The following is a 26378-nucleotide window of genomic DNA, read 5'->3' as shown; positions in this document are numbered from 1 at the left end:
ACCCTCCGGCCGCGGCATCCGTGTCGACAGTCGTACCAGACGACGCCCCCGCGATGCGGCGGCTCTCCCGCTCAGTGGCGGAAGTCGGGGTACAGCGGGAACTGGGCGGTCAGGGCCGAGACGCGCAGGCGCAGCTCTTCGACGTCGGCACCGGGCAGCAGCGCAAGCGCGATGATGTCGGCGACCTCCGTGAACTCGGCGTCGCCGAAGCCGCGGGTCGCGAGCGCCGGCGTGCCGATCCGCAAGCCCGACGTCACCATCGGCGGGCGCGGGTCGTTGGGGACCGCGTTGCGGTTCACCGTGATGTGGATCTCGTGCAGAAGGTCCTCGGCCTGCTTGCCGTCGATCTCGGCGTTGCGGAGGTCGACCAGCACGAGGTGCACGTCGGTGCCGCCCGAGCGGACCGTGATCCCCGCGCCGGCGACGTCGGGCTGCGACAGGCGTTCGGCGATGATGTGGGCGCCGCGCAGCACGCGCTCCTGGCGTTCCTTGAACTCGGGGGTCGCCGCGAGCTTGAACGCCGTCGCCTTGGCTGCGATCACGTGCATGAGGGGGCCGCCCTGCTGCCCGGGGAAGACGGCGGTGTTGATCTTCTTCGCGATGTCGGCGTCGTTGGTGAGGATGAAGCCCGAGCGGGGGCCGCCGATCGTCTTGTGCACGGTCGACGACACGACATGGGCGTGCGGCACCGGGTTCGGGTGCAGGCCGGCCGCGACGAGACCGGCGAAGTGCGCCATGTCGACCCACAGAGTCGCGCCGACCTCGTCGGCGATCGCGCGGAAGGCGGCGAAGTCGAGCTGGCGCGGGTAGGCCGACCAGCCGGCGATGATGACCTTGGGCTTGTGCTCGAGGGCGAGTCGGCGCACCTCGTCCATGTCGATGGTCGAGGTCTCGGGGTCGACGCCGTACGCGACGATGTTGTAGAGGCGGCCCGAGAAGTTGATCTTCATGCCGTGCGTCAGGTGGCCGCCCTGGTCGAGCGAGAGGCCGAGCAGCGTGTCGCCGGGGCGCGCGATGGCGTGCAGCACGGCGGCGTTGGCGGTGGCGCCCGAGTGCGGCTGGACGTTCGCGAACTCGGCCCCGAACAGCGCCTTGGCGCGGTGGATGGCGAGCTCCTCCGCGACGTCGACCTCTTCGCAGCCGCCGTAGTAGCGGCGTCCCGGGTAGCCCTCGGCGTACTTGTTGGTGAGCACCGAGCCCTGCGACTGCAGCACGGAGACGGGAACGAAGTTCTCGGAGGCGATCATCTCGAGATAACCGCGCTGACGGTCGAGCTCGCGGTCGAGCACCTGGGCGATCTCGGGATCGACCTCGGCGAGCGGGGCGTTGAAGAACTGATCGGTCATGCGATCTCCAGACTCACGGCTTTCGGATAGGGGTGTTCCACATCGGCCCAGGCGTGCGGTCGAATGCCGTAGTCGGTCGCTCCCCGGTGGTGGCCCACCTCAACGCCAGTCGCGACACACCGAGCATAACGGAACACGAACGGCTAGGCTGATTCCCACCCCTTTTGTTAGGACTCTTTACATGAATCGTCGGCGTGGACGGGTTGTCGCGGCAGCCGCCCTCACCTCCGCGCTGCTGGCCGGCTGCACCCCGGTCGCACAGAATGGAGACACCGTGTCGCTTCCCGCCGTCGTCCCCGCTCCCGTCTCGATCGAGGCGGGCTCCGGCGCGCCCTTCCGGCTCGCGACCACCGCGGTGGTGAACGGAGACACGGATGCTGCCGCCGCCCTGTCCGCGATCATCGAGACCCGCACGGGCCTGAGCCTCGCGACCGGCCACGGCTCGGTGATCGAGCTGAGGGTCGACGCGGGTTCGGGCGCGCCGGAGTCGTACCGGATCGCCGCGGACGAGGCATCCGTCGTCGTCACCGGCGCCGACGCGGCAGGACTGTTCTACGGCGTGCAGACGCTCGGTCAGCTCATCGCCCGCGACGGCAACGGGTGGGTCTTGCCTGCCGTGACGATCGAGGACGCCCCGCGCTTCGCCTACCGCGGCCTGATGCTCGACGTCGCCCGCCACTTCCACCCGGTCGACACCGTCAAGGCCTACGTCGACCGCGGGGCCTCGCTCAAGTTCAACGCTCTGCACCTGCACCTCACCGACGACCAGGGCTGGCGCATCCAGCTCGACTCGCGTCCCGAGCTCACCGAGAAGGCGTCGGGCACGTCGGTCGGCGGCGGCAGTGTCGTCGGTCAGGGCGAGGGTGGCGGCTTCTACACGAAGGCCGACTACCGCGAGATCGTCGAGTACGCGGCATCCCGTCACATGATCGTCGTGCCCGAGATCGACATGCCTGGCCACACGCACGCGGTCGGCCTCGCGTACCCCGAACTCGCCGAAGATCCGAGCATCAGCGACCACATGCGCCAGACCATCCGCGACGACGGCGGCGAGGAGCCGCGCGTGGGCGCGCCCTACGACGGCATGGCCGTCGGGTTCTCATCGCTGAAGATCCACGACGAGGCGACCTACGACTTCGTGGCCGACGTGTTCGGCGAGCTCGCCGCGATGACCCCCGGCCCTTACTTGCACTTCGGCGGCGACGAGTCGCTCTCCACGACCGACGACGACTTCGCGGCGTTCGTCGCACGCGCGAGCGGGATCATCGCCGACCTCGGCAAGACGCCGGTCGCCTGGCACGAAGCAGGCGCCGCCCCCGGCATCGCGGACACCACGGTGGGCCAGTACTGGGGATTCCTCACGCCGCAGGAGGGCGCCGCCGAGAAGGCGGCCGCGTTCGTCGACAACGGCGCGCAGCTGATCCTCTCGCCCGCTGACGCCATCTACCTCGACATGCAGCACCCCGACCTGCCGGGGCGCGGGCTCACATGGGCGAACGGACCGACGAGCGTCGAGCGCGCGTACTCGTGGGAGCCGTCGGACGTCGTGCCCGGCGTCGACGACGCCGGAATCCTCGGCGTCGAGGCGCCGCTGTGGACCGAGACGATCCGCACCGCCGCCGACATCGACACCATGGCCTTCCCGCGCGCCGCGGCGGCCGCGGAGGCCGCCTGGTCTCCGGCAACGGGGAAGAGCGAGCTGCGCACCTGGGCGTCGTTCCGCCAGCGCGTCGGCGCCCTCGGGCCGCTGTGGACGAGCATGGGCATCGGCTTCCACCCGTCCGACGAGATCCCGTGGGCCACCGAGTGACCGCCGCCGACTGATACGGAGCACCGCATGAGCACCCTCGTCCACTCCGTCCGCCTGCTGGGCTCCGTGTCGGTCGACAGCGACCGCGCCGATGCATGGGCGCTCTTCGAAGGTGATCGCGTCGCGGCGGCCGGCGTCGGCGGCGAACTCCCGCACGCCGACGAGGTCGTGGACGGCGGGAACGGATGCCTCGTCCCCGGCTTCGTCGACATCCACGGGCACGGCGGCGCCGGCGCGAGCTTCGACGACGGGCCCGAGGCCATCGCCGCGGCACGCGCCGTCCACCGTGCCCACGGGACGACGCGGGCGGTGCTGTCGCTCATCACCGCACCGATCGACGACCTCGCGGCGCGTGTGGCGATGGTCGCGGACCTCTGCGACGCCGATTCCACTGTCCTCGGCTCGCACCTCGAGGGCCCGTTCCTCGACCCGGGCCACAAAGGTGCGCACACCGCGTCGCTGCTGCGGGCCCCGGACGCGGCATCCGTCGACCGTCTTCTCGAGGCCGGACGCGGGACGATCCGCCAGATCACGCTCGCGCCGGAGCGCCAGGGCGCCTTCGACGCGATCCGGCGGTTCGTCGAGGCGGGCGTCGCGGTCGCGGTGGGCCACACGAATGCCGACGCCGACACGACGCGACGCGCCTTCGACGCCGGTGCGACGCTCATCACGCATGCGTTCAACGCGATGCCCGGCATCCACCACCGCGCCCCCGGTCCCGTCGTCTCGGCTCTGCGCGACGAGCGCGTGACTCTCGAGGTCATCGCCGACGGCGTGCACGTCGACCTCGGACTGATCGCAACGCTCTTCGCGGTCGCCGGCGATCGGATCGCGCTCATCACCGACGCGATGGCCGCGGCCGGCGCGCAGGACGGCCGGTACGAACTGGGCGGCCTCGCGGTGCGCGTGACCGACGGGGTGGCACGGCTCGAAGAGGGCGGTGCGATCGCCGGCTCGACGCTCACGCAGGATGCCGCGCTGCGCCACGTGGTGGGCGCGGGCGTGGCGCTCGAGGTCGCGTCGCACGCCCTCAGCCGGCAGCCCGCGCACGCGATCCACCGCGACGACCTCGGCAGCCTCGACGTGGGCGCGCTCGCCGACGCGGTGCTGCTGGACGACGCCCTCGCAGTGCACCGCGTCTGGATCGGCGGCCAGGCCGCCTGAGCGCTCTCGCGCGCACGTGAAAGGCGGGGCCGATGGTCCCTCCCCCGAGATACCTCCGAGCCCCGCCTTATCCGCGGGAGTCCCGCGGGGGGCGGCCGCCGTCGTGCCCCACACAAGGGCGGCCAGCCACTCTGACGAAAGAGACGGCGGGACCCTCGATCTATTACGCGAGTTCTGAGAATTCGCTCGTAACGGATGCTGCGCCTTCGAGTTCAGCCCTGGCCAAATCCGGAGGCGGCGACGACAATGGAACCTGCCGCGGTCGCCACCCGGGATCGACGTTGTCGATGTGCGCCGCGGAACTGGGGGACCGATGGACCACGAAGACGTGCAGCAGGGCGAGACCGACGTCGTCACCGACGCCGACGCCGACCTCGTCCTGCGGACGAGATCGGGCGACAACGACGCGTTCGCAGAACTCTGGCGGCGCCACTACCGCGCGGGGGTCACCGTCGCCCGCAACATGACATCGAGCCTCGATGCCGACGACCTCGTGCAGGAGGCGTACACGCGCATCTACCACTCGATCGTCCACGGCGGCGGACCGACCGGGTCCTTTCGCGCCTACCTCTTCACCAGCATCCGCAACACCGCCGCCGCGTGGGGACGCGCGCGGCGCGAGACCGCCTACGAGGAGCTCGACGGCGTCGAGGACCCCTCGGGCGTCGAGCACGAGAGCGAGGCAGCACTCGACCGCGGTCTCACGCATCAGGCTTTCCGCAGTCTTCCGACGCGGTGGCAGGAGGTCCTCTGGTACTCCGAGATCGAGCGCATGAAGCCCGCCGAGATCGCGCCGCTCTTGGGCATGAAGCCGACGGCGGTCGCGCAGTTGACGTTCCGCGCGCGCGAGGGACTGCGTGAGGCGTGGATCCAGGCGCACCTGCGGTCGGTGGCCGACGGCTCGGACTGCGAGTGGACCATCGAGCGCCTCGGCGCGTACGCCCGACTCAATCTCGGCCGACGCGACCACGCGAAGCTCGAGCGACACCTCGCCGGCTGCGTGCGGTGCTCGATCGTCGCGAGCGAGGCCAAGGAGGTCTCGAGCCGTCTCGCGCTCGTCCTGCTGCCCATCGCCCTCGGCGCGGTGGGCACAGCCGGTTACCTCGCGACCGTCCAGGGCGGCGGCACATCGCTGGTGGCGCTGGCCTCGATGCCCTCGAGCGTCGTGCACGGCACCGTGACCGTCGCACCGGCGGGAGTCGTGGGCGCGGGTGCGAGTGCGGGTGCGGGTGCCGGTGCGGCGGCGACATCGGCCGGGGTCGGATCGGCGGGGGCGGTCGGATCGGCGGGGGCGGTCGGCGCAGCAGGGGCGGCGACCGCCGTCGCCTCGTCGGCGGCGGTCTTCGGCACGTCGGCGGTCGTCGGCATCGGGACGGCCTCCGGACTCGCCGCGGCCGGCCTCGTGGTCGTCAGCGGCGTGGTCGCCGCGGCGGTGATGCTGCCGGCCACGGCCGGTCCCGGACCGGCGCCGACTCCCGCACCGACGACCGAGGTCGCGGCCGAGAACGTGGACGCACCGGCGCTCCTCGCGGACGACGGCGATGACTCCGCACTTCAGCTTCCGGCCGAGGCCGGTCCCGGTCCGGCGGACATCCCCGTGGTCCTCGACGCATCCGCCGGCGCCGAGGACGCGCAAGACGGGGGCGCCTCGGACTCCGGCGGTGGCGAGGCCGACGGAGAGACCGGTAGCGCTCATGGCGCGAACAGCGGCGGGTCGGGCAACAACGGCAACCCGACGAGCAACAACGGCAACCCGACGAGCAACAACGGCACCCCGACGAGCAACAACGGGCACGCGCAGGACAACAACGGCAAGGCGTCCGGCAACAACGGGAACTCCACCGGCGACGACGACGCAGACGTGTCGGGCGACAACGGGAGGGGCAACGGCGGCTCCAGCACCGGAACGCCGACCAACGGCACGGGCAGCGGCAACGACGGTTCGACCGGCAGCGGCACGCCGACGAACGGCAACGGCAACGGCAACGGGGGCGACACCGGCGCCGGCGCCGGCAGCGGCATGACGAAGGGAAGCGCGACGGTTCCGCGCGGACTAGGCCGTGGTCTCGCGGACCGTCAGGAGGCTCCGCCCCTCACCGACGACGCGCCGGCGGACGCCGAAGCGCCCGAAGTGACCGACACCGTCCCCCCGGAGACCGTCCCCAGCGACGGCGGGGACTGACGCGACCCCGCACCCCGGGCGGACGCGGACTGAGCGCCGCCGTAGACTGGAAGCCATGTCCGACACGCCGAACGTCACTCCCGCGCGCCCTGCCGAACCGGCACCCGGAACACGCGCACCACTGACCGAAGGCAAGGCTGCGCCGCTGGCGGCAATCGACATCATCGCGTTCATCTGCGAGATCTTCGCCTTCGGCACGCTCGCACTGTGGGGCTTCACCATGTGGCCGTTCCCGTGGAACGTCGTCGCCGGCGTCGGGGCTCCCGTGATCGCGATCCTTCTCTGGGCGCTCTTCGTATCGCCGCGCGCAGTGTTCGCGGTGCACCCCTTCGTGCGCGCCGTCGTCGAGCTGCTCGTCTACGTGTCCGCGACCGCGGCGTGGTGGTCGATGGGCAACGCCTGGATCGGCCTTGCTTTCGGCGTCGTCGCCGTGACCGCCGGGGTCGTCGCCGGCCGGCGGCGCCTGTCGTGACCTCCGGCGCCGACGCGCTGGCTCTCCTCCGCGCGGCGCTCGGCGATCGCGTCGACACCTCCCCGGCTTCACTGGCCGCCGCGCGCGCCGACAAGTCCGGGCACGCGGCATCCGGTCTCCCTCTCGTCGTCGTGCACGCCCGCAGCGTCGACGACGTGCAGCAGACGCTCCGCATCGCCGCCGGCACGGGCACGCCCGTGGTCACCCGCGGCGCCGGCACGGGCCTCGCGGGCGGCGCCAACGCGGGAGTGGGCGAGATCGCCCTGTCGGTGCGCGGCATGGACCGCATCCTCGAGATCCGCCCCGACGACCTCCTGGCCGTCGTCGAGCCCGGCATCCTCAACGCCGACCTGAACGCCGCGCTCGCCCCGCACGGCCTCTGGTGGGCGCCCGACCCGGCGAGCCGCGCCATCTCGACGGTCGGCGGCAATATCGCTACCGGCGCGGGCGGACTGCTGTGCGCCAAGTACGGCGTCGTGCGCGACGCGGTGCTCGGTGTGGATCTCGTCCTCGCGGACGGCCGCCTGCTCCATCTCGGCCACCGCACCGTCAAGGGCGTGACCGGTCTCGACCTGACGTCCTTGGTCATCGGGTCGGAGGGCACCCTGGGCGTCGTCGTCGGAGCGACGCTGAAGCTGCGCCGCCTGGTCCCCGGCGAGGTGTGCACGGTCGCCGCCACCTTCCGCGACGTGCGCACGGCGGCCGAGGCATCCGCGGCCGTCACCGCGTCCGGTGCACAGCCCGCGATCATGGAGTTGATGGATGCTGCGTCCCTCGCCGCCGTCCACGCGCTCCTGGGACTCTCGGCACCGACTCCCGGGGCGGCGCAGCTCACCATTCAGACCGACGGCCCGGCCGCGATCGCCGAGGCCGAGGCGATCGCGCGGGTGCTCCGCGGGGTGGGCGGGACAGTCGCCGTCTCGCACGACCGGGACGAGGGCGAGCGGCTGCTGACGATCCGCCGGGCGATGCATCCCGCGATGGAGACTCTCGGCACCGCGCTCATCGAGGACGTCTCGGTGCCCCGCAGCGCTCTCCCGGCGATGTTCGACGAGATCGCCCGCGTCGAGCGCGAGCATGGCGTCGCGATCCCCACGGTCGCACACGCCGGCGATGGCAACCTGCACCCCAACTTCATCTTCGACGCCGAGCCCGACGAGTTCGGCGTGGTCGAGGCGCCGGACCGCATCTGGGCGGCAGCCGACGACCTCTTCCGCGCCGCGCTCCGCCTCGGGGGAACCCTGACCGGCGAGCACGGTGTGGGCGTGCTCAAGCGCCGATGGCTCGCCGACGAGCTCGGCGACGACCAGTGGGAGCTTCAGCGGCAGATCACCCGCGTCTTCGATCCGCAGGGCATCCTCAACCCCGGCAAGGTGTTCGCGCGCTGAGCCGCGGCATCCTTCCCCCCGTCAGATGCCCTGCCAGTCGGGCTTGTTGTCGTAGGCGTAGCGGTAGTAGTCGGCGCGGGCGAGCTGCGATGCCGCCGCCTCGTCGACCACCACCGTCGCGTGCGCGTGGAGCTGGATCGCCGAGCCGGGCAGCGACGCCGAGAGCGGGCCTTCGACGGCCCCGGCGACCGCGGCCGCCTTGCCCTCGCCGAACGCGAGCAGCACGAGATGGCGAGCGCGCAGGATGGTGCCGAGGCCCTGTGTGATGCAGTGCATGGGCACGTCGTCGATCGAGTCGAAGAAGCGGGCGTTGTCGCGGCGGGTCTGCTCGGTGAGCGTCTTCACGCGCGTGATCGAAGAGAACGACGAACCCGGCTCGTTGAATCCGATGTGGCCGTCCGTGCCGATGCCGAGGATCTGCAGGTCGATGCCGCCCGCATCGCGGATGGCGTCGTCGTACTCCTCGCCATGGTGCTCGATGCCCTCCGGTGTGCCGTCCGGCGTACGGATGAGCTCGGGGTTGAAGCCCAGCGGCTCGACGAACTCGCGCGTGATCACCGAGCGGTAGCTCTCGGGATGGGCCGGGTCGATCCCGACGTACTCGTCGAGCGCGAAGCCGCGCACACGCGAGACGTCGACGCCCTCCAGGCGTGAGCGCAGCGCCTCGTACACCGGCAGCGGCGTGGACCCGGTGGCGAGACCCAGGACCGTCTCCGGGTTCGAGCGGACGAGTTCCGCTATGTGATCGGCGACGAGCGCCCCCGCGGCGGCCTTGTCTTCGACGATGACGATTTCAGCCATGGACCACTGCTTCCTCTGCGTCGTGTGTGGCGTCGCCCTCCGCGCCCACCAGCGCGGCTCCGAGTGCGGCGGCCGGTGAACCCGGCGGCAGCAGCTCGACCCGGTCGGCGAGGTGCAGAGAGCGCATGAACGAGGATGCCTCGGCACCGGCCGCGAGCTCGGCCGCGACATCCGTCATCAGTCGGTCTCCCAACGCCGTCACACCCCCTCCGAGGACCACGATATCGACGTCGACCGTCAGCACCAGCACCCGGATCGCAGCAGCCACGCCGCGGACGAGCCCGGCGCGCAGCCGGCGCCCCGAGGGGTCGCCCGCATCGGCCGCGTCGAAGACGTCGCGCACCGGCAGCGCGGACCGCTGGGCCCAGCGCTCGGCGATCGCACCGCCGCCCGCGAAGGCCTCGATGCAGCCGCGCTGACCGCAACGGCACAGGGGTCCGTTCGGGTCGACCGAGATGTGGCCGACTTCGCCGGCCGCGCCCCGCGCGCCGCGCCACAGCACCCCGTCGGACACGATGCCCGCGGCGATGCCGGTGCCGAGGTTGAGGTACGCCATCGAGCCCGCCGCCGGTGCGCCGCCCCGCGTGTGGAGCGCATGCGCGCCGAGCGCGGCCGCCTTCACGTCGTTCTCGACCTGCACCGGCACGCCCAGCGCGGGCGCGACCACGGCGGCGAGGTCCAGCTCGTCCACGCCGAGGTTCACGGCGTGCACGACCCGGCCGGTGCCCGGCTCGATCTGACCCGGAATGCCGACTCCGACCGATCGCACGGCCGAGAGGTCGACGCCGGCCTCGGAGCCGAGCGCACGCACGGCGTCGAGGACGGTCTGGGCCACCGCATCCGGTCCCCAACCCGTGGGGATGCGGAGGCGACCCGCGATCGCGCCCTCGGCGTCGACCGCCACGGCGTCCGTCTTCGTCCCGCCGACGTCGAGCCCGACCTTCATCGACCGACCTCCCCGGGGGAGGCGGCGTGGTCCTTGGTGCGCATCAGCCCTTGACCGCCCCCGAGACGAGGCCGCTGGTCATGCGGTGCTGGACGATGAGGAAGAACACGATCACCGGGATGGCCATGATCGTGGAGGCAGCCATGACGACCGCCCAGTCGGTGGCCTTCGTCACCTGCACGAAGGCGCGCAGCCAGATGGGCAGGGTGAGGGACTCCGGTCGCGTCATGATGACGAGGGCGAAGACGAATTCGTTCCATGCCTGGATGAAGGCGAACACACCCGTCGCGATGAGGCCGGGGGCCAGCAGCGGGAACGTGATGCGCCAGAACGCGCCCGATCGGCTGCATCCATCGATCATCGCCGCCTCCTCGAGGTCGGCAGGCACGCCGTTGACGAAACCGCGGAGTGTCCAGATGGTGAACGGCAGCACGAAGGCGATGTAGACGAAGCTCAGACCGATGATCGAGTTGAGCAGGTACCAGCCGTCGAGCACCCGGAACACCGAGACGATCATCGCCTCAGCCGGGATCATCTGGATCACCAGGATCGCGATGATGAACGATGTGCGCGTGCGGAAGCGGTAGCGCGACACGGCGATCGCGCCGAGGAAGGCGAACCCGAGCGCGGCCACCAAGGTGATCCCGGTGACGGCGACCGAATTGAACAGCGCGTTCAACAGGCTGTCGTCGGTGAGCGCTTCCTGATAGTTGCTGAGCGTGAACTCGTCCGGCCACCAGTGAGGGGTCGTCGAGCGCACCGCGGATGCCGGCAGCAGTGAGGTGTTCACCATCCAGTAGACGGGGAACAGCGAGGCGACGATGACGACGACCGCCGCGACGTTCAGGAACACGCGCGGGATCACGCGGCGACGGGCGGTCATGATTCCTCCTTGAGCATGGTGCGGATCCAGTACCCGGAGATGGCCAGGAGGATGACGACGAGGATCACCGAGATCGCGCCGCCGGCGCCGAGGTCGCCCGATGCCATGGAGACGCTGTAGATGTAGACGCCGATCGTGTTGGTCTCGGCGCGCACGCCGCCGATGGACTGCAGCGCGTAGATCTGCGCGAAGACCCGGAGGTCCCAGATGATCTGCAGGACGAGGAGCACGAGGAGGATCGAGCGCACGTAGGGGAACACGATGAGGCGGAACCGCGCGAGTCCTCCCGCGCCGTCGAGCGAGGCGGCCTCGAGCACCTCGTCGGGCACCTGCGAGAGCGCCGCGTACGTGCTGAAGGCGACGAACGGGATGGCGCCCCACGTGATGATGATGGCTGCGACGGCGTAGAAGCTCGTCGGGTCGATGAGCCAGCTGTGGCCGATCCAGTTATCGCCGGTGATCTGGGTGAGCACCCAGTTGACCAGACCGTACTGGGTGTCGAAGATCCAGCCCCACACGATCGTCGCGGTGAGCGCGGGCATCGCCCAGGCGAGCAGGAGCGAGACGGATACCGCCGTGCGCATCACCGTGCCGAGCTTGGTCATCATGACGGCGATCGCGACGCCGAGGAGCATCGTGGCGATGACGCTCACCACGCACAGTGCGACGCTGCGCCCCAGGACCGCCCAGAACTCGGGGTCCGTCAGCACGGCGACGTAGTTGTCGATCCCGATGAACTCGGGCGCGGCGCCGAAGATCTGCGCCCGGCCGAACTCCTGGAACGACATGATCACCAGCTGCACGAGCGGCCAGCCGATGAAGACGACGAGCATGATGAGGGCCGGCGTCAGGAGCGCGAGCGGCGCCCACGGGAAGCGGCGCTTCTTCGGGCGTTCGGGGTCTGGCCGTGACTCGGGTGACGAAGCCGGCGGAGCCGACGCCTCTGCGGGGATTGTCGTCATGGCAAACCTCCTCTCAAGAATTGTGTCGAGCCCTGAGCGGGCATGGAACGGGGCGCCCCGCGGCACGGAGCACCCCGTTCAGTGACGTCAGCCGTTCAGGATCGATTCGATCTGCTCGTCGGCTGCGGTGGCGAGCTCCTTGATGTCGCCGCCGTTCGCGATGTTGACGAACAGGTCCTGCATGATGCCCTGCGCCTCGACGTCCGCCCAGTTCGGCGAAGCGGGGGTCAGCTTGGAGTCGGCGGCGGCTTCGGCGATGACGGTCGCGAGCTCGGGCGTGGCCGCGGCGACCTTGTCACCGAGCGAGACGAGGGCGGGGACCAGGCCGTTCTCGGCGAGGATCGTCTGGTACTCGTCGCTCAGCATGATCTCGAGCGCGCTCTTGGCGAGGTCGGGGTTCTTCGACTTCGCGGCGATGCCGACGTTCGAGCCGCCCGCGAAGACCTGGGCCGCGCCGCCATCCATGCCCGGAAGGGCATAGTAGCCCGTGATGTCGGCGACGGCCGTCGGCTGCTTGTCCTCGTCGGCGACGATCGACCAGTAGGCCCAGCTCGGAGCCGAGTACGTGGCGGACTGCTCGGTGCGGAAGGGCACCCAGCCGTCGGCCTCGTCGCCGTCCTTCGGTGCCAGCGACGCCTTGGTCATGAGCTCCTGGACCTGCGCGAGGCCGGCGAGCGACTCGTCGCTCGACAGCTGAGCGTCCCACTCGTCGCCGTCCTGGACGGCGATCTCGCCGCCGTTCTCCCAGATGAACGGCAGGCCGTTGTACCAGTCCTTACCCGGGAAGTAGACGCCCGAGACACCTGGCAGCGCGCCCGCGAGGGCCACGCCGTTCGACACGTACTCGTCGAGCGTCGTGGGCACTGCCACGCCCGCCTGCTCGTACATCGCCGTGTTGTAGAAGACGACGCGGGCGCCCGAGTAGTACGGGGCCGCGTACAGGGTGCCGTCCCAGCTGCCGGCCTCGACGAACCCGGGGAGCAGGTCGTCGCCGCCGAGCTCGCCCTCGATGTCGGCGAGGCTCAGGAGAGCGCCGCTCGAGGTGAACGCGGGAGCCTGCGTGTTGCCCATCTCGACGATGTCGGGGCTGTCGTTCGAGGACAGGCTCGTGGTGAGCTTGTCGACGAGGCCGGTCCACTGCTGCTCCTCGATGACCAGCGTCGACCCGGGGTTCTCGTCCTCGAAGGTCTTCTTCAGGTAGTCGCGAGCGTCCTGCGGCGTGTCGGTGCCGACCAGCCACACGCGGATCTCGGCTCCCTCTTCGGACCCCGAGCCGCCGCCGTTGCCGCCGGCGCAGCCGGCGAGCACCAGTGCCGAGGCGCCGATGAGCGCCACAGCTCCAAGCGTCTTCTTCATGGTGTCTTCCTTCATCTTCGGTGTTCTCTTGGTGTCTCGGATGGGCCGGGTGACCCACCCGCGGGTGAGGAGGCTCCGCGGGGAGCTTCCGTGTTGTTGTGGGATCCGGGGGGATCCGTCGGGGAGTCGCGCAGTGTCAGGACACCCCGAGTTGTCCGGACAGGACCATGACGGCGGCGCCGCGCAGGACGATGTCCTGGCCTTGCTCCGTCATCCGCACTCGCACGCCTTCGTCGACGGACGGCGCGAGCGTGCGCGCACGGAGTGTCTCGACGGTCTGCTCCGCGAGGGAGCCGCCGAGGAGTTCGGGGGGGCCGGAGAGGACGATCTCCGACACGTCGAGGGCGCCGACCACGGGGGCGAGCGCGATGCCGAGCCGCTCCCCCGCGTCGCGGAGGATGCCCTCGTGGTCGGCGGGATCGGCCGCCGCGCTCAGCCGCGAGGTCAGCGAGGGCACCGAGAGCCAAGCCTCGAGGCATCCGACCTTGCCGCACGCGCACTGCGGGCCGCCATCCGTGCCGACCGTGACATGGCCGATCTCGCCCGCGGCGAAGCGGCTGCCGCGCATGGGCTGACCGGCGAGCAGAAGACCCGAGCCGACACCCCGGCCGACCTTGACGAGGAGCACGTCGTCGGGCGCGCCGCCGAACGTGTACTCGGCCAGGACGGCGGCGTTGGCGTCGTTCGCGACGAGGACGGGGACTCCGAGCGCGCCGCGCAGCGCACCTTCGAGGTCGAACCCGGCCCAGCCGAAGTTCGGCGCCGTGAGGATGACGCCGCGGTCGTCGACGACACCGGGGGTGCCGACGCCGATGCCGAGCACGGGTGCGTGGGAGTCGGCGACGAGGGCGCGGGCGAGCTCCACGACGGTGTCGACGAGGGCATCGGCGTCGGGCACCGCGACCTCGCGACGCGCGACGATGCCGCCGTCGAGCGTGAGGACGGCGCCGATGAAGGTGTCGCTCCCGGAGAGGTCGAGCCCGACGATCCGGTGCCCGGCGTGGTCGAGGTCGACGAGGATCGCCGGCTTGCCGGGCCCCGAGGCTTCGCGTACGCCGATCTCGGCGACGAACCCGTCCGCGATGAGCTCGGCGACGAGATCGGAGATCGTGACCCGGGTGAGCCCCGTCTCGCGGGACAGATCTGCGCGGCTCATGGCGCCCTGGTGGAACAGGGTCTGCAGCACGAGCGAGCGGTTGTGGCCGCGAGCGTGCTCGGGCAGGACCTTCGCGCCCTGGCGGAGCGAACGCCCGGGCATGAAGGCGCGGGTGCTCGTGGCGGGGCTCTGCGACGCGTCGAAATGGGAGGGCCCGCGTCGCGCTTCCGTGTGGGACATGTTTGTTAGTAGACCTTACGAACCATCTTTCCGCAAGCCCTTCAGGGGTATTTGAGCGGATGCTTTACAAAACCGTGATCCGCCGTGTCGCGATCGTTACGGGGTTGGGCGCGCGTTTCCGGTCGTGACCGGCGGTTCGTGCGTGACCAGGACGTGACCTCAGCACCCGGGCGAGTCGCCTACCATGGGGGGAAGCGTGGATCACAGTCGGGGGTGTGGCGTGACGAATCTGGCGACCGAGTCGCAGGCCGGAAAGGCGTCCGTCGGCGACGCCGTCCAGGCCGAGCAGGCCGTCGAGGACGAGCAGACCGCAGCGGCGGACACTGCGGCACCTGAGGCGGTGGACGAGACGGATGCGGAGCCCCCGGCGGACGCCGAAACGGCAGAGCCCGCCGCGCCCGCGGTCGCGGATGACTCCCCCGCAGCCGACAGCGCGGACGCGCCGGCGCAACCCGACGACCCCGAGCCGGAGGCGGAACACGACGCGAAGGTCGAGCCCGAGGGCGAGGCCGAGCCTGCGGACGACGCCGACCCCGAAGCGCACCCGGACCCCGAGCCGGAGGCGGAACACGACGCGAAGGTCGAGCCCGAGGGCGAGGCCGAGCCTGCGGACGACGCCGACCCCGAAGCGCACCCGGACCCCGAGCCGGAGGCGGAACACGACGCGAAGGTCGAGCCCGAGGGCGAGGACACCCAGGTCGAGGCATCCGTCACCACCGACACCGACACCGACGCAGAGACCGTCGCCGTCGCGACCGCCGTGCTGACGCCGGCAGCCGCGACCGCTCTCGCGCCCACTGCGGATCTCTCCGCCGAGACGGCGACCGCCGTCGGCACCGCTACCGCTCCCGCGGACGGCTCGCCCGCCTTCGCGTGGGCGCCCGCCGAGCCCCAGCCGAAGAAGAAGCACACGGCGCTCTGGATCAGCGCGGCGGCCGGCGTGGCCGTGGTCGGGCTCGTGGTCTCGTCGCTCGTGCTCATCGCGCCCGGCACCGCGGTCGCCGGCGTGCCGGTCGGCTGGCTCACACCCGGCGCGGCTGCGGCGGCCATCGAGCAGCGCCTCGGCGAGACGACCGTCGTGCTCACAGGCGCCGGCGAGGACGCCGAGGTCACCGGTGCCGAGCTCGGCGCTGCAGTCGATGCCCAGGCGCTCGCCGACGCCGCGTTCGCACAGCATCCGATGTGGAACCCGACGGCGTGGTTCGCCACGACCGACGCGGAGATCGAGCTCGACCCCGCGGCGGCCACCGAAGCACTGCGCGAGGCCGCGCCGCAGCTCTACACCGACGCCACCGAAGCGACGCTCGCGTACGACGCGGCAACCGCGTCGTACGTCTCAACGCCCGCGGTCGCCGGCACCGGGATCGACGTGGCCGCCGTCCAGGGCGCGATCCAGGCGGCATTCGAGGCCGGCGAGACCCGCGTGCAGCTCGACCCGGTCTCCGCCGACGTCCCTGCCGCCATCTCGACCGAGACCGCCGATGCGACCGCCGCGCAGCTGAACGGCATGCTCGACACCGCCGGCTTCTACGTGGGCGAAGAGCGCACCGTCCCGATCGATCGGGCGACGCTGGCCGCCTGGCTGACCGTCACGCCCGATCCGGAGAACGCCGCCTACGAGATCACCGCCGACGAGGCGGCCATCCAGGCCGTGGTCGACGGGCTTCCGGCGGCCGTCGACCGGCCGGCCGAGAACGGCGCGGTCATCACCAACTCGGCGGGCAAGGTGCTCCGCGAGGAGGCGCCCGGGATCTCGGGACGCGAGGTCGGCGACACCTCCGGACTGGCCTCAGACTTCGCCGCCCAGCTGGCGACGGGCGACGCGGTGTTCCAGACGCCCGTGACCGAGGTCGCGCCCGTCGTCGCGACGCTCGCCCGCACGATCGAGGTAGACCTGTCCAGCCAGACAGCGACCCTCTTCGAGAACGGCAGCGCGATCCGCTCGTACCCGATCTCTTCGGGGCTGTCCGGCACGCCGACGCCCACCGGCCATTTCACCGTGAACGCCTACACCCGCGTCCAGGACATGGGCGCGCTGTGCTACAACCCGGCCGCCGTGAACAGCTATTGCACGAAGGACGTGCCCTGGATCACGTGGTTCGCGCCGGACATCGCGTTCCACGGCGCCTCGGCGTTCCGCAGCCGTCTCGGAGTGCCGCAGAGCCATGGCTGCGTCAACATGTGGAACGACGACGCCAAGTTCGTCTACGACTGGACGGCGCGCGGCACCGAGGTGTGGGTCCACGCCTGACAGGTGTCGCGTCTCGACGACGCCCCTCGGACGCTTCACACGCGAGAGGGCCGGATGCTGCAGCATCCGGCCCTCTCGCGTGTTCGTCGTCAGAGCGCGTCGATGACCTCGTTGAAGGTCTGCGACGGCCGCATGACACCCGCGACCAGGTCGGCGTCCGGGCGATAATAGCCGCCGATCTCGACGGCCGAGCCCTGAACCGCGAGGAGCTCTTCGACGATCTTCTGCTCGTTCGCCGCGAGCGCCTCGGCCACGGGACCGAAGGCCGCCGCGAGCTCGGGGTCGGCCTGCTGCTTCGCGAGCTCCTGCGTCCAGTAGAGCGCGAGATAGAAGTGGCTGCCGCGGTTGTCGATCGTGCCGAGCGCGCGGCCGGGCGACTTGTCGTTCTCGAGGAACGTGCCCGTGGCGGCATCCAACGTGTCGGCCAGCACCCGCGCCTTCACGTTGCCGGTGAAGTCGGCCAGGTGCTCCAGCGACGCGGCGAGCGCGAAGAACTCGCCGAGCGAGTCCCAGCGCAGGTAGTCCTCGGCGAGGAGCTGCTGCACGTGCTTGGGGGCCGAGCCGCCCGCGCCGGTCTCGAAGAGGCCGCCCCCCGCGAGGAGCGGGACGATGGACAGCATCTTGGCGCTCGTGCCGACCTCGAGGATCGGGAACAGGTCGGTGAGGTAGTCGCGCAGCACGTTGCCGGTCACCGAGATGGTGTCTTCGCCCTTGCGCAGGCGGTCCAGCGAGTACTGGGTCGCCGCGGCGGGGGCGAGGATCTCGATCGTGAGCCCGTCGGTGTCGTGGTCGGCGAGGTACGTCTTGACCTTGGCGATGAGCGCCGCGTCGTGCGAGCGGTTCTCATCGAGCCAGAACACCGCGGGGGCGCCGGTGGCGCGAGCGCGCGCGACCGCCAGCTTCACCCAGTCGCGGATCGCGACGTCCTTGGTCTGGGTCGCGCGCCAGATGTCGCCCTGCTGCACGGCATGCTCGAGGAGCACGTCGCCGGCATGGTTCACGACCTGGACGGTGCCGGCAGCGGCGAGCTCGAAGGTCTTGTCGTGGCTGCCGTACTCCTCGGCGGCCTGCGCCATGAGACCGACGTTCGGGACGGTGCCGATGGTCGCGGGGTCGAGCGGGCCGTGCGCGATGACGTCGTCGATCACGGTCTGGTAGACGCCCGCGTACGACGAGTCGGGGATGACGGCCAGGGTGTCGGCCTCGCCGCCGTCGGCGCCCCACAGCTTGCCGCCGTTGCGGACGAGCGCGGGCATGGACGCGTCGACGATGACGTCGGACGGCACGTGGAGGTTGGTGATGCCCTTGTCGGAGTTCACGTACGACAGGCGCGGGGTGTCGGTCGCGGCGGCGAACGCGGCGGCGATCTCGCCACCGCCCTCGACGTCCGCCAGGCCTGCGAGGATCGCGCCCAGTCCGTCGTTGGGGGTGAGGCCCGCCTCGGCGATCTTGTCGCCGAAGGTGTCGAACACGTCGGCGTAGTACGCCTTCACGACGTGACCGAAGATAATCGGGTCGCTGACCTTCATCATCGTGGCCTTGAGGTGCACCGAGTAGAGCACATCCTCGCTCTTGGCCGTCTCGAGCGTCTCGGCGAGGAACGCGTCGAGCGCGGCCGCCGAGAGGAATGTGCCGTCGACGATCTCGCCGGGGAGCACCTTGATGCCGGTCTTCAGCTCCGTCGTGGTGCCGTCGGCGGCGACGAAGCGGATCGAGAGCACGTCGTCGGCGGGGATGACGGTGGTCTTCTCGTTCGACTTGAAGTCGTCGTGGCCGAGCGTCGCGACGCGGGTCTTCGAGCCCTCGCCGAACGCCTTGTTGCGGTGCGGGTGCTTGCGCGCGTAGCTCTTCACCGACAGCGGCGCACGGCGGTCGCTGTTGCCCTCGCGGAGCACGGGGTTCACGGCCGAGCCCTTGATGCGGTCGTAGCGCGCGCGCACGTCCTTGTCTTCGAGGGACTGCGCCTCGTCCGGGTAGTCCGGGATGTCGTAGCCCTGCGCCTGCAGCTCGGCGATCGCGGCCTTGAGCTGCGGGATGGAGGCCGAGATGTTCGGCAGCTTGATGATGTTGGCCTCGGGGAGCGTCGCGAGACCGCCGAGCTCGGCCAGCGCGTCGCCGACCTGCTGCTCGGGCGTCAGGCTCTGCGGGAACGCCGCGAGGATGCGGCCCGCGAGCGAGATGTCGCGCGTCTCGACGTCCACTCCCGCCTGGCGGGTCACGGCCTGCACGATCGGCAGGAATGAGGCGGTCGCGAGGGCCGGCGCCTCGTCGGTGTAGGTGTAGATGATGGTCGAGTCGGTCACCAGTCACGTCCTTCTTGCGGGTCGGCGTTCAGCCTATCGCAAGCGGCCGAGATATCTCGACGTCAAGATACTTCTCCGTATGAACTCCGTGTTAATCCGAGACTCCGACGATGCCGGATCTCGCCATGGGGGCTAGCCTGTGGTCCATGGGTGAACTGCGACTCGTCGAACTGTCCGCCGCGACCATCGTGGCGGTCAACAATATGTCGCTCAAGCCCGGCCAGGAGGAGTACCTGTCGCCGGTGAGCTACGGCATCGCCGCGACGGTCGTGAACCCGCAGACGACCTGGCAGCGCGTGGTCCTCGACGGCGAGGAGGTCGTCGCCTTCGTCAGCGGCAACTTCGACCCCGACGATCCGCAGGAGCACTTCCGCTCGGTGCTCTGGCGCATCAACGTCGACGCCGACGACCAGGGCCGCGGCGTCGGCCGCTTCGCGGTGGCCGGGCTCCTCGAAGAGGCCCGGAACCGCGGAATGGACCACGTGAACGTCATCTACGAGGCCGGCGAAGGCGGTCCGCAGGCATTCTTCGAGCGCGTGGGCTTCACACCGGTCGGCGAGACCGAGTACGGTGAAGTCATCGCAGAGATCCGCCTCTGACGCAAAGCCGCACGATCGACCCGAAGACTTCCCCACACAGCGCCCGCCGGGCGCTCAGAGACCGGCGGCGGGGCCTCGAATACCCCTCCCCCATCGAGACCCCGTCGCCTTCTCGGCCTGCGGCGTCGAAACGCTTCCGCGCGACGCGCTAGGGTGAGCGCGTGCCGAGATTCGATCTGTCCCCCGCGGAACTCGCGGACTACGCCCCCGACGTTCGCGAACCCGCCGACTTCGACGCCTTCTGGGCCGAGACCCTCGCGCAGTCGCGGCAGTGGGATGCGTCCCCCGACCTCGTGCGCCTCGAGACGCCGTACGCACTGGTCGACATCTTCGACGTGACGTTCCCCGGCTTCGGCGGCGACCCGATCAAGGCGTGGCTGACGCTCCCCACCGGCGCCGGGGGCCCGCTCCCCGCGGTCGTCGAGTACCAGGGCTACGGCGGCGGACGCGGTCTCGCCGGCGAGCGCCTCGGCTGGGCAGCCGCGGGTTACGCGCACCTCTTCATGGACACTCGCGGCCAGGGATCGATGTGGGGCTCCGGCGGCGACACCCTCGACCCGCACGGCACCGGACCCTCCTCGTCGGGCTTCATGACGCGCGGCATCGAGGACCCTGAGACGTACTACTACCGCCGCGTCTTCACGGATGCCGTGCGCGCTGTCGACGCGGTGCGCACGCTGCCGCAGATCGATGCCGGCCGCATCGCACTGTGCGGCGCGAGCCAGGGCGGCGGCATCGCGATCGCAGCGGCAGGCCTGTCGGACGACATCGTCGCCGTCATGCCCGACGTGCCGTTCCTCTGCCACTTCGAGCGCGCCGTCGGCCTCACGGGCGATGACCCGTACCAGGAGGTCGTGCGCTATCTCGCGGTCCACCGCGGTCGCGACGAGCGCGTGTTCGAGACGCTGTCGTACTTCGACGGCGTGAACATGGCGAAGCGAGCGGATGCTGCGGCCCTCTACTCCGTCGCGCTCATGGACACCATCTGCCCGCCGTCCACCGTGTACGCGGCGTTCAACCGCCACTCGACCGCGACGAAGCAGATCGAGGTCTACACGCACAACGGTCACGAGGGCGGCCAGGCGTTCCAGTTCCCGAAGCAAGCCCGCTTCTTCGGCGACCTGCTCTAGCAGCCGCGCCTCGGCGCTGGATCTGCCAGGGCATCACGGCAGCAGCCGCCCCATGGCCTCTTCCCAGACCGGCCGAACAGCTGGTCCTTGCCCTGTGAGGTTTCGGGCGACGAGCAACTGCGGTACGACAGGATCATGTTCGAGGCGCGCGAACAGCGCGCGTGAGGGGGGGATTGATGTCGTGGGACATTCCCGCGCGGGCGTACTCCGTGGAGGAACCTCGCGCGAACGACGACTGCGCATGCGGCAAGCCCGCGGACGAGCATCTCCGCGCGGAGCGCACGGCCCTCCCGGCGGGGGTCGCGTGACCGCCGCGGTGATCGCGATCGACGCGGGCCAGACCGGCATCAAAGTGCGCGTGCGCGAGCACGACTTCGTGTTCCCGGGCATCCGCACCGGCGAGCCGCTCATCCCCCAGCTCGCCGCCGTCACCCGCGCCGCGATCGAGCGGACGGGCGCCGAGGTCTCCGTCGTGAGCGCCGGTGTCTCGGGCCTCACCACGCGGGAATCGGATGCTGCGGCCCTCCTCGCCCGCATCGACGACCCCGCGGTGCGCGAGGTGATCCTGGCGCACGATTCGACGACCTCGTTCCTCGGCGCGCTCGGCGACACGCGGGGCGCCGTCGTCGCGGCGGGCACCGGCGTCGTGACACTCGCCGTGGGCGCGTCGCGGGTGGCGCGGGTCGACGGGTGGGGCTATCTGATGGGTGACGCGGGCAGCGGCTACTGGATCGGGCGCGAGTCCCTCGACGCCGTGATGCGCGAGTACGACGGTCGCGGGCCGGCGACGGCGCTGCGCACGGTGGCCGAGGAGCGCTGGCCCGACCTCAGCCAGGCGTACATCCAGCTGCAGTCCGACCCCGAGCGGGTGAGCGTGATCGCGTCCTTCGCGGCGCACGTCTCGCGCCTCGCGACGGAGGGCGACGCGGTGTCGCAGGACATCACGGTGCGAGCCGGCGGTGAGCTCGCGCACAGCGTCGAGACGGCGCTGCGCCACGTGCGCTCCGACGAGCCTGGCGAGCAGTTCGCCGCCTGCGCGATCGGCGGCGTCTTCCGCTCCCCGCAGCTGCGCGAGGCGTTCGCGTCGCACATCGCCGCGAGCGAGTTCGACGTCACGCTCGTCGAGCCCCTCGGCCACGGCATCGACGGCGCCGCGGCACTCGCGGACCTCGCACCGCAGCATCCGCTCGCCCACGCGGTCTCGATCGCGTACGTCTGAGGTTTCTCACTCCCCGGCCAGCAATCGCTCACCTGTCACGAAGGGTCGCCCCGCGCGGCACCTTGTGACAGGTGAGCCGCCCCGGGATGTGCTCACCTGTCACAATGTGCCGCATCTCGCGACGCTTTGTGACAGGCGAGCCGCGGGACACCGGATGTCCGTGATCGGCCGGCTTCGCCGAGACGGCGGATGCCCCGGCCCTGAGTGTGTGGACAGGGGGCCGGGGCATCCGGGGTCGACGTCGGACCGGGCTAGACGAGCGACTCCTGCCACGCGGCGTGGAGCTGGGCGAACTTGCCGGTGCCGCCGATGAGCTGCTCGGGGGTGTCGTCCTCGATGATCTCGCCATGCTCCATGACCAGCACGCGGTCCGCGATCGCGACCGTCGAGAGGCGGTGCGCGATGATGATCGCGGTGCGGTCGGCGAGCAGCGTCTGCAGCGCGTCCTGGATCTGACGCTCCGACGGGATGTCGAGCGACGCCGTCGCCTCGTCGAGGATCAGCACCGCCGGGTTCGCGAGGAACGCCCGCGCGAACGAGATCAGCTGACGCTGACCCGCCGACACGCGACCGCCGCGCTTGTTGACGTCGGTCGCGTAGCCGTCGGGAAGGGCCTGGATGAAGGCATCCGCTCCCACCGCGCGCGCCGCAGCCTGGATCTCGTCCATCGTCGCGTCGGGCTTGCCCAACGCGATGTTGTCGGCGACTGTTCCGCTGAACAGGTAGGCCTCCTGGGTGACCATGACGATCGCGCGGCGGAGATCCTTCGGGTGCAGGTTGCGCAGATCCACACCGTCGAGCGTCACCGCGCCGCGTGTCGGGTCGTAGAACCGCGACACGAGCTTGGCGAGCGTCGACTTGCCGGCACCCGTCGTGCCGACGAGTGCGATCGTCTGACCGGCCGGGATGTCGAGCGAGAAATCCGGAAGGATGACGCGGTCCTGGGAGTACCCGAACAGCACGTCGTCGAACCGGATGTGCCCTTTCGCCTCCCACAGGTCGACCGGGGTCTTGGGGTCCGGAACCGTGGGCTCCTCCTCCAGGACGCCCGACACCTTCTCGAGCGCCGCCGTCGCGGACTGGTACGAGTTCAGGAAGAACGCGACCTCCTGGAGCGGCGAGAAGAAGTTGCGGACGTACAGCACGGCCGACAGCAGGAAGCCGATCTCCATCGCGCCGTCGACGACACGGATGCCGCCCCACGCGATGACGATCGCGAGGGTGAACGACGCCACGGCCATGAGCCCCGGCTCGAACGTGCCGAACAGGCGGATCGAGCGCATGTTGACGTCGCGGTAGTCCATCGCCAGACCGCCGAACTCCTCGTCGTTGCGGCCCTCCTTGCGGAAGGCCTTCACGGCGCGGATGCCCGTCATCGTCTCGACGAACTTCACGATCACCTTCGCGCTGATGACGCGCGACTCCCGGTACACGAGCTGCGAGCGGGTGTAGAACCAGCGCATCAGGAGGAAGAGCGGGATGCCCATGAACGTGAGGATCAGGCCCGACTGCCAGTCCACGATGAACAGCGCGATCAGCGTGAACGCGCCGTACAGGATGCCCGAGACCAGCTCGTTGAGTCCGCCGTCGAGGAGTTCGCGGATGGTGTCGAGGTCGCTCGTCTGCCGCGAGATGATGCGGCCCGACGTGTACGACTCGTGGAACTCCAGGCTCAGCCGCTGCGTGTGCAGGAAGATGCGCTTGCGCAGGTCCAACATGATCGCCTGGGTGAGGCGCGCCGCGACGACGACGTACCACCCGATGAGGGCGGCGCCGCCGAGCGCGGTCACGAGGTACACGAGCACCACGAGGATCGTCGGCGCCCAATCCATGCGCTCCACCGCGGCGGGCAGCGCGTTGTTGATGCCCACGCCGATGAGCCACGGCCCCGCGACGCGCAGTGCGGTCGAGACCACGAGCACGACGCCCGCGAGGATCAGCTGCCCCCGCACCGGGGTGATGAGCGAGCCGAGCAGGCGCAGCGAGCGCTTGCGGATCGCCGTGCTCTCGGCGCGCGTGTAGTCGGAGCGGTCTTCGCCGCTCGTTCCGGTCACCGTCGTGCTCACAGGGTCACCTCCCAATCCTGGCCTTCCTGTCTCGCCCGGATGCGGGCCTGCTCGATCTCGAGACTCGAGATCACGTGCCGGTAGTGCTCACTGCTGCGCAGCAGCTCGGAATGGGTTCCGACGGCCGTCACTCGTCCCGCCTCGAGAAGGGCGACACGGTCGGCGAGCGTGACCGTCGACGGACGGTGCGCGACCACGAGCGCCGTCGTCTCGTGCAGGACCTCGCGGAGCGCGTCCTCGACGAGCGCCTCGGTGTCGACGTCGAGCGCCGACAGCGGGTCGTCGAGCACGAGCACTGCGGGCCGCGCGGCCACGGCACGAGCCAGCGCCAGACGCTGACGCTGGCCACCCGAGAGGGACAGTCCCTCTTCACCGATGATCGTGTCGACGCCGTCGGGCAGCTCGTCGACGAACGACGCCTGCGCCACGTCGAGCGCCTCGCGCATCACGCGTTCGGCCTCGGGGCTGCCGGGCACGAGGTCCTCGCGACCCAGCAGCACGTTGTCGCGCACGGTCTGGGAGAAGAGTGTCGCGTCCTCGAACGCCATGCCGATGTGCCGGCGCAGCTCGGCGAGCGTCAGGTCGCGCACGTCGACGCCGTCGAGCGTGACGCGGCCTCCGGTCACGTCGTACAGGCGCGTGGGCAGCGTCGTGAGGGTCGTCTTGCCCGAGCCGGTGAGGCCCACGAGCGCCATCGTCTCTCCGGGCCGCAGCACGAGGTCGACACCGTTGAGAAGATCGCGCTCGCGGTCCGCAGCATCCTGATACCGGAAATGCACGCCCTCGAACGCGAGCTCGCCGCGCGGCTTCGCGATGGTCTTCGGCTCCTCGGGTTCGACGATCGTGTTCTGCTCGTCGAACACCTCGAAGATGCGGTCGGTCGCCGTGCGCGCGTCGAGGAGGAACGAGAACAGGAATCCGATCGACTCCATCGGCCAGCGCAGCACCGTCGCCATGGCGAAGAACGCGATGAGCTCGGGGCCCTGGAGCTGGCCGATCGCCGTGAGGTAGATGCCCGCGCCGAGGCACAGCGCGAACGCGATATCGGGCAGCAGCACGAGCCAGAACCAGATCCAGCCGACGGCGCGCGCCTTGCTGAGCTCGGTCTCGCGCAGCGTCTCGGCCTGGCGCGTGAACTTCTGCAGCGCGTGCTTGCCGCGGCCGAACGCCTTGAGCACGCGGATTCCGTGCACGCTCTCCTCGACCGAGGTGGCGAGGTCGCCCGCCTGGTCCTGCGACTGGCGCGCGAGCGTGCCGTACGACTTCTCGAACCGGTATCCCGCGTACCAGAGCGGTGCCGACGTCACGAGGAAGATCGTGCCGAGCGCCCAGTGCCAGCGGAACAGCAGCGCCGTGCCGACGGCGATGGTGATGACGTTGACGACGAGCAGCACGAGGCCGAAGGCGAGCCAGCGGCGCAGCATGCTGATGTCCTGCATCATGCGGCTCAGCAGCTGCCCCGACTGCCACCGATCGTGGAACGCGACCGGCAGGCGCTGCAGGCGGGAGTAGAACGTCTGTCGCAGCTCGTACTCGACCATGGTCGCGGGGCCGAGCACGAACCAGCGACGGAGCCAGACCATGAGCGCCTCGGCGAGTCCCAGCGCGAGGATCGCGGCGGCGCCCCACCCGATCATGGCGATGTCGCCGGAGGCGATCGGGCCGGCGACGACCTGCTCGAGCACGAGCGGGATGGTCAGTGCGAGCAGGCTCGCGACGAGCGCGCTGGCGGCGCCCATCACCAGACGCGGAAGCACCGGCTTCGCGAAGGGAAGGAGTCGGGCGAGGGCTTGGAAGGTGGACGGTTCGGACCGTTGCGGCTGTTCTGATCGTTCAGCGAGGGCGGTAGTGGTCATGATCCTTGTGGGTGTGACGATGACCCGTCGTCGGGTCGCGTGGCGACAGCGACGCGTGGGAGCGCTGTCATGAGAGAGGAGCTTCCTGGGTGGAGGAACGCTCCGGAGGACGGCAGTATGCCGAATCCGGCAGGACCGGCGGATGCGAGGAGCGGACTACCCCTGGACGCGGGGACGCGGCAGCCGGGAGGCGGTGCGGCGTCCCGCGAGACGAAGGACGAATGCGGTCTTCGCGGCGATGGCGGCCTGATACATTTCGTCCTCCTTGGGCTGAGCGGAATCGGGCTGTGCACGCCGCTCGGTGACCC

General features: G+C 70.5%; 19 protein-coding genes and 1 riboswitch. Of the genes, 9 read left to right on the top strand and 10 right to left on the bottom strand.

Annotated elements, in window-relative coordinates; genetic code table 11:
* Nucleotides 1-71 precede the first annotated feature (71 nt).
* Entirely contained in the window at nt 72-1346 is a 1275-nt protein-coding gene (glyA, locus tag MRBLWH3_RS08240; protein WP_363430414.1) for a serine hydroxymethyltransferase, read from the bottom strand.
* A gap of 38 nt (nt 1347-1384) precedes the next feature.
* Nucleotides 1385-1469, bottom strand: a riboswitch (ZMP/ZTP riboswitch).
* Nucleotides 1470-1620: 151 nt separating this feature from the next.
* Between glyA and MRBLWH3_RS08235 the strand changes: the two genes are divergently transcribed.
* From MRBLWH3_RS08235 to MRBLWH3_RS08215, 5 genes are all read left to right on the top strand, one after another.
* A complete protein-coding gene (locus MRBLWH3_RS08235) occupies nt 1621-3156 on the top strand; it encodes a beta-N-acetylhexosaminidase (protein WP_414685398.1) in 1536 nt (511 codons plus the stop codon).
* Between the two features lie 27 nt (nt 3157-3183).
* Nucleotides 3184-4320, top strand: coding sequence for an N-acetylglucosamine-6-phosphate deacetylase (gene nagA, locus MRBLWH3_RS08230; RefSeq protein ID WP_363430410.1), 1137 nt, complete (start codon nt 3184-3186; stop codon nt 4318-4320).
* Between the two features lie 313 nt (nt 4321-4633).
* Complete coding sequence (locus MRBLWH3_RS08225; RefSeq protein ID WP_363430408.1) at nt 4634-6502, top strand: sigma-70 family RNA polymerase sigma factor; 1869 nt, start codon at nt 4634-4636, stop codon at nt 6500-6502.
* Nucleotides 6503-6557: 55 nt separating this feature from the next.
* Nucleotides 6558-6974 carry a YrdB family protein gene (locus MRBLWH3_RS08220; RefSeq protein ID WP_363430406.1) on the top strand — a complete coding sequence of 139 codons (417 nt, stop codon included), beginning with the start codon at nt 6558-6560 and terminating at the stop codon, nt 6972-6974.
* Entirely contained in the window at nt 6971-8362 is a 1392-nt protein-coding gene (locus MRBLWH3_RS08215; protein ID WP_363430404.1) for an FAD-binding oxidoreductase, read from the top strand. The genes MRBLWH3_RS08220 and MRBLWH3_RS08215 overlap by 4 nt, the downstream gene beginning before the upstream one ends.
* A gap of 21 nt (nt 8363-8383) precedes the next feature.
* Here the strand turns inward: MRBLWH3_RS08215 and MRBLWH3_RS08210 are convergent, their stop codons facing one another.
* The 6 genes from MRBLWH3_RS08210 to MRBLWH3_RS08185 form a co-directional block, all read right to left on the bottom strand.
* A complete protein-coding gene (locus MRBLWH3_RS08210) occupies nt 8384-9163 on the bottom strand; it encodes a glucosamine-6-phosphate deaminase (protein WP_363430402.1) in 780 nt (259 codons plus the stop codon).
* A complete protein-coding gene (locus tag MRBLWH3_RS08205; protein WP_363430400.1) occupies nt 9156-10109 on the bottom strand; it encodes an ROK family protein in 954 nt (317 codons plus the stop codon). Before MRBLWH3_RS08205 ends, MRBLWH3_RS08210 begins: the two co-directional genes overlap by 8 nt.
* A gap of 43 nt (nt 10110-10152) precedes the next feature.
* The gene (locus MRBLWH3_RS08200) at nt 10153-10992 is read right to left on the bottom strand and encodes a carbohydrate ABC transporter permease (protein WP_363430398.1); all 840 of its coding nucleotides are present in this window, start codon (nt 10990-10992) and stop codon (nt 10153-10155) included.
* Nucleotides 10989-11954 carry a carbohydrate ABC transporter permease gene (locus tag MRBLWH3_RS08195; RefSeq protein ID WP_363430396.1) on the bottom strand — a complete coding sequence of 322 codons (966 nt, stop codon included), beginning with the start codon at nt 11952-11954 and terminating at the stop codon, nt 10989-10991. Before MRBLWH3_RS08195 ends, MRBLWH3_RS08200 begins: the two co-directional genes overlap by 4 nt.
* 87 nt (nt 11955-12041) lie before the next feature.
* Complete coding sequence (locus MRBLWH3_RS08190) at nt 12042-13310, bottom strand: extracellular solute-binding protein (protein WP_363430394.1); 1269 nt, start codon at nt 13308-13310, stop codon at nt 12042-12044.
* A 136-nt stretch (nt 13311-13446) separates the two neighbouring features.
* On the bottom strand, nt 13447-14646 hold the full coding sequence (locus tag MRBLWH3_RS08185; protein WP_414685322.1) for an ROK family transcriptional regulator: 1200 nt from the start codon (nt 14644-14646) through the stop codon (nt 13447-13449).
* A 220-nt stretch (nt 14647-14866) separates the two neighbouring features.
* On the opposite strand from MRBLWH3_RS08185, the gene MRBLWH3_RS08180 reads away from it, so the two are divergent.
* Nucleotides 14867-16897 carry a L,D-transpeptidase family protein gene (locus MRBLWH3_RS08180; protein ID WP_363430392.1) on the top strand — a complete coding sequence of 677 codons (2031 nt, stop codon included), beginning with the start codon at nt 14867-14869 and terminating at the stop codon, nt 16895-16897.
* 89 nt (nt 16898-16986) lie between these two features.
* On the opposite strand, the gene MRBLWH3_RS08175 is transcribed toward MRBLWH3_RS08180, so the two are convergent.
* Nucleotides 16987-19200, bottom strand: coding sequence for an NADP-dependent isocitrate dehydrogenase (locus MRBLWH3_RS08175; RefSeq protein ID WP_363430390.1), 2214 nt, complete (start codon nt 19198-19200; stop codon nt 16987-16989).
* A gap of 146 nt (nt 19201-19346) precedes the next feature.
* Between MRBLWH3_RS08175 and MRBLWH3_RS08170 the strand changes: the two genes are divergently transcribed.
* From MRBLWH3_RS08170 to MRBLWH3_RS08160, 3 genes are all read left to right on the top strand, one after another.
* Nucleotides 19347-19799, top strand: a complete 453-nt coding sequence (locus tag MRBLWH3_RS08170; protein WP_116194175.1) for a GNAT family N-acetyltransferase — start codon at nt 19347-19349, stop codon at nt 19797-19799.
* A gap of 161 nt (nt 19800-19960) precedes the next feature.
* Nucleotides 19961-20929: an acetylxylan esterase gene (locus tag MRBLWH3_RS08165; protein ID WP_363430388.1), complete on the top strand. Its 969-nt coding sequence runs from the start codon at nt 19961-19963 to the stop codon at nt 20927-20929.
* 304 nt (nt 20930-21233) lie between these two features.
* Entirely contained in the window at nt 21234-22148 is a 915-nt protein-coding gene (locus MRBLWH3_RS08160) for an N-acetylglucosamine kinase (RefSeq protein WP_363430386.1), read from the top strand.
* Nucleotides 22149-22399: 251 nt separating this feature from the next.
* On the opposite strand, the gene MRBLWH3_RS08155 is transcribed toward MRBLWH3_RS08160, so the two are convergent.
* Together MRBLWH3_RS08155 and MRBLWH3_RS08150 are read right to left on the bottom strand one after the other, a co-directional pair.
* Complete coding sequence (locus tag MRBLWH3_RS08155; protein WP_363430384.1) at nt 22400-24214, bottom strand: ABC transporter ATP-binding protein; 1815 nt, start codon at nt 24212-24214, stop codon at nt 22400-22402.
* Entirely contained in the window at nt 24211-26070 is a 1860-nt protein-coding gene (locus tag MRBLWH3_RS08150) for an ABC transporter ATP-binding protein (RefSeq protein ID WP_363430382.1), read from the bottom strand. Before MRBLWH3_RS08150 ends, MRBLWH3_RS08155 begins: the two co-directional genes overlap by 4 nt.
* Nucleotides 26071-26378 lie beyond the last annotated feature (308 nt).

The sequence above is a fragment of the Microbacterium sp. LWH3-1.2 genome, assembly GCF_040675855.1.
Taxonomy (GTDB): domain Bacteria; phylum Actinomycetota; class Actinomycetes; order Actinomycetales; family Microbacteriaceae; genus Microbacterium.
This window is presented reverse-complemented; position numbering and strand designations above follow the sequence as displayed.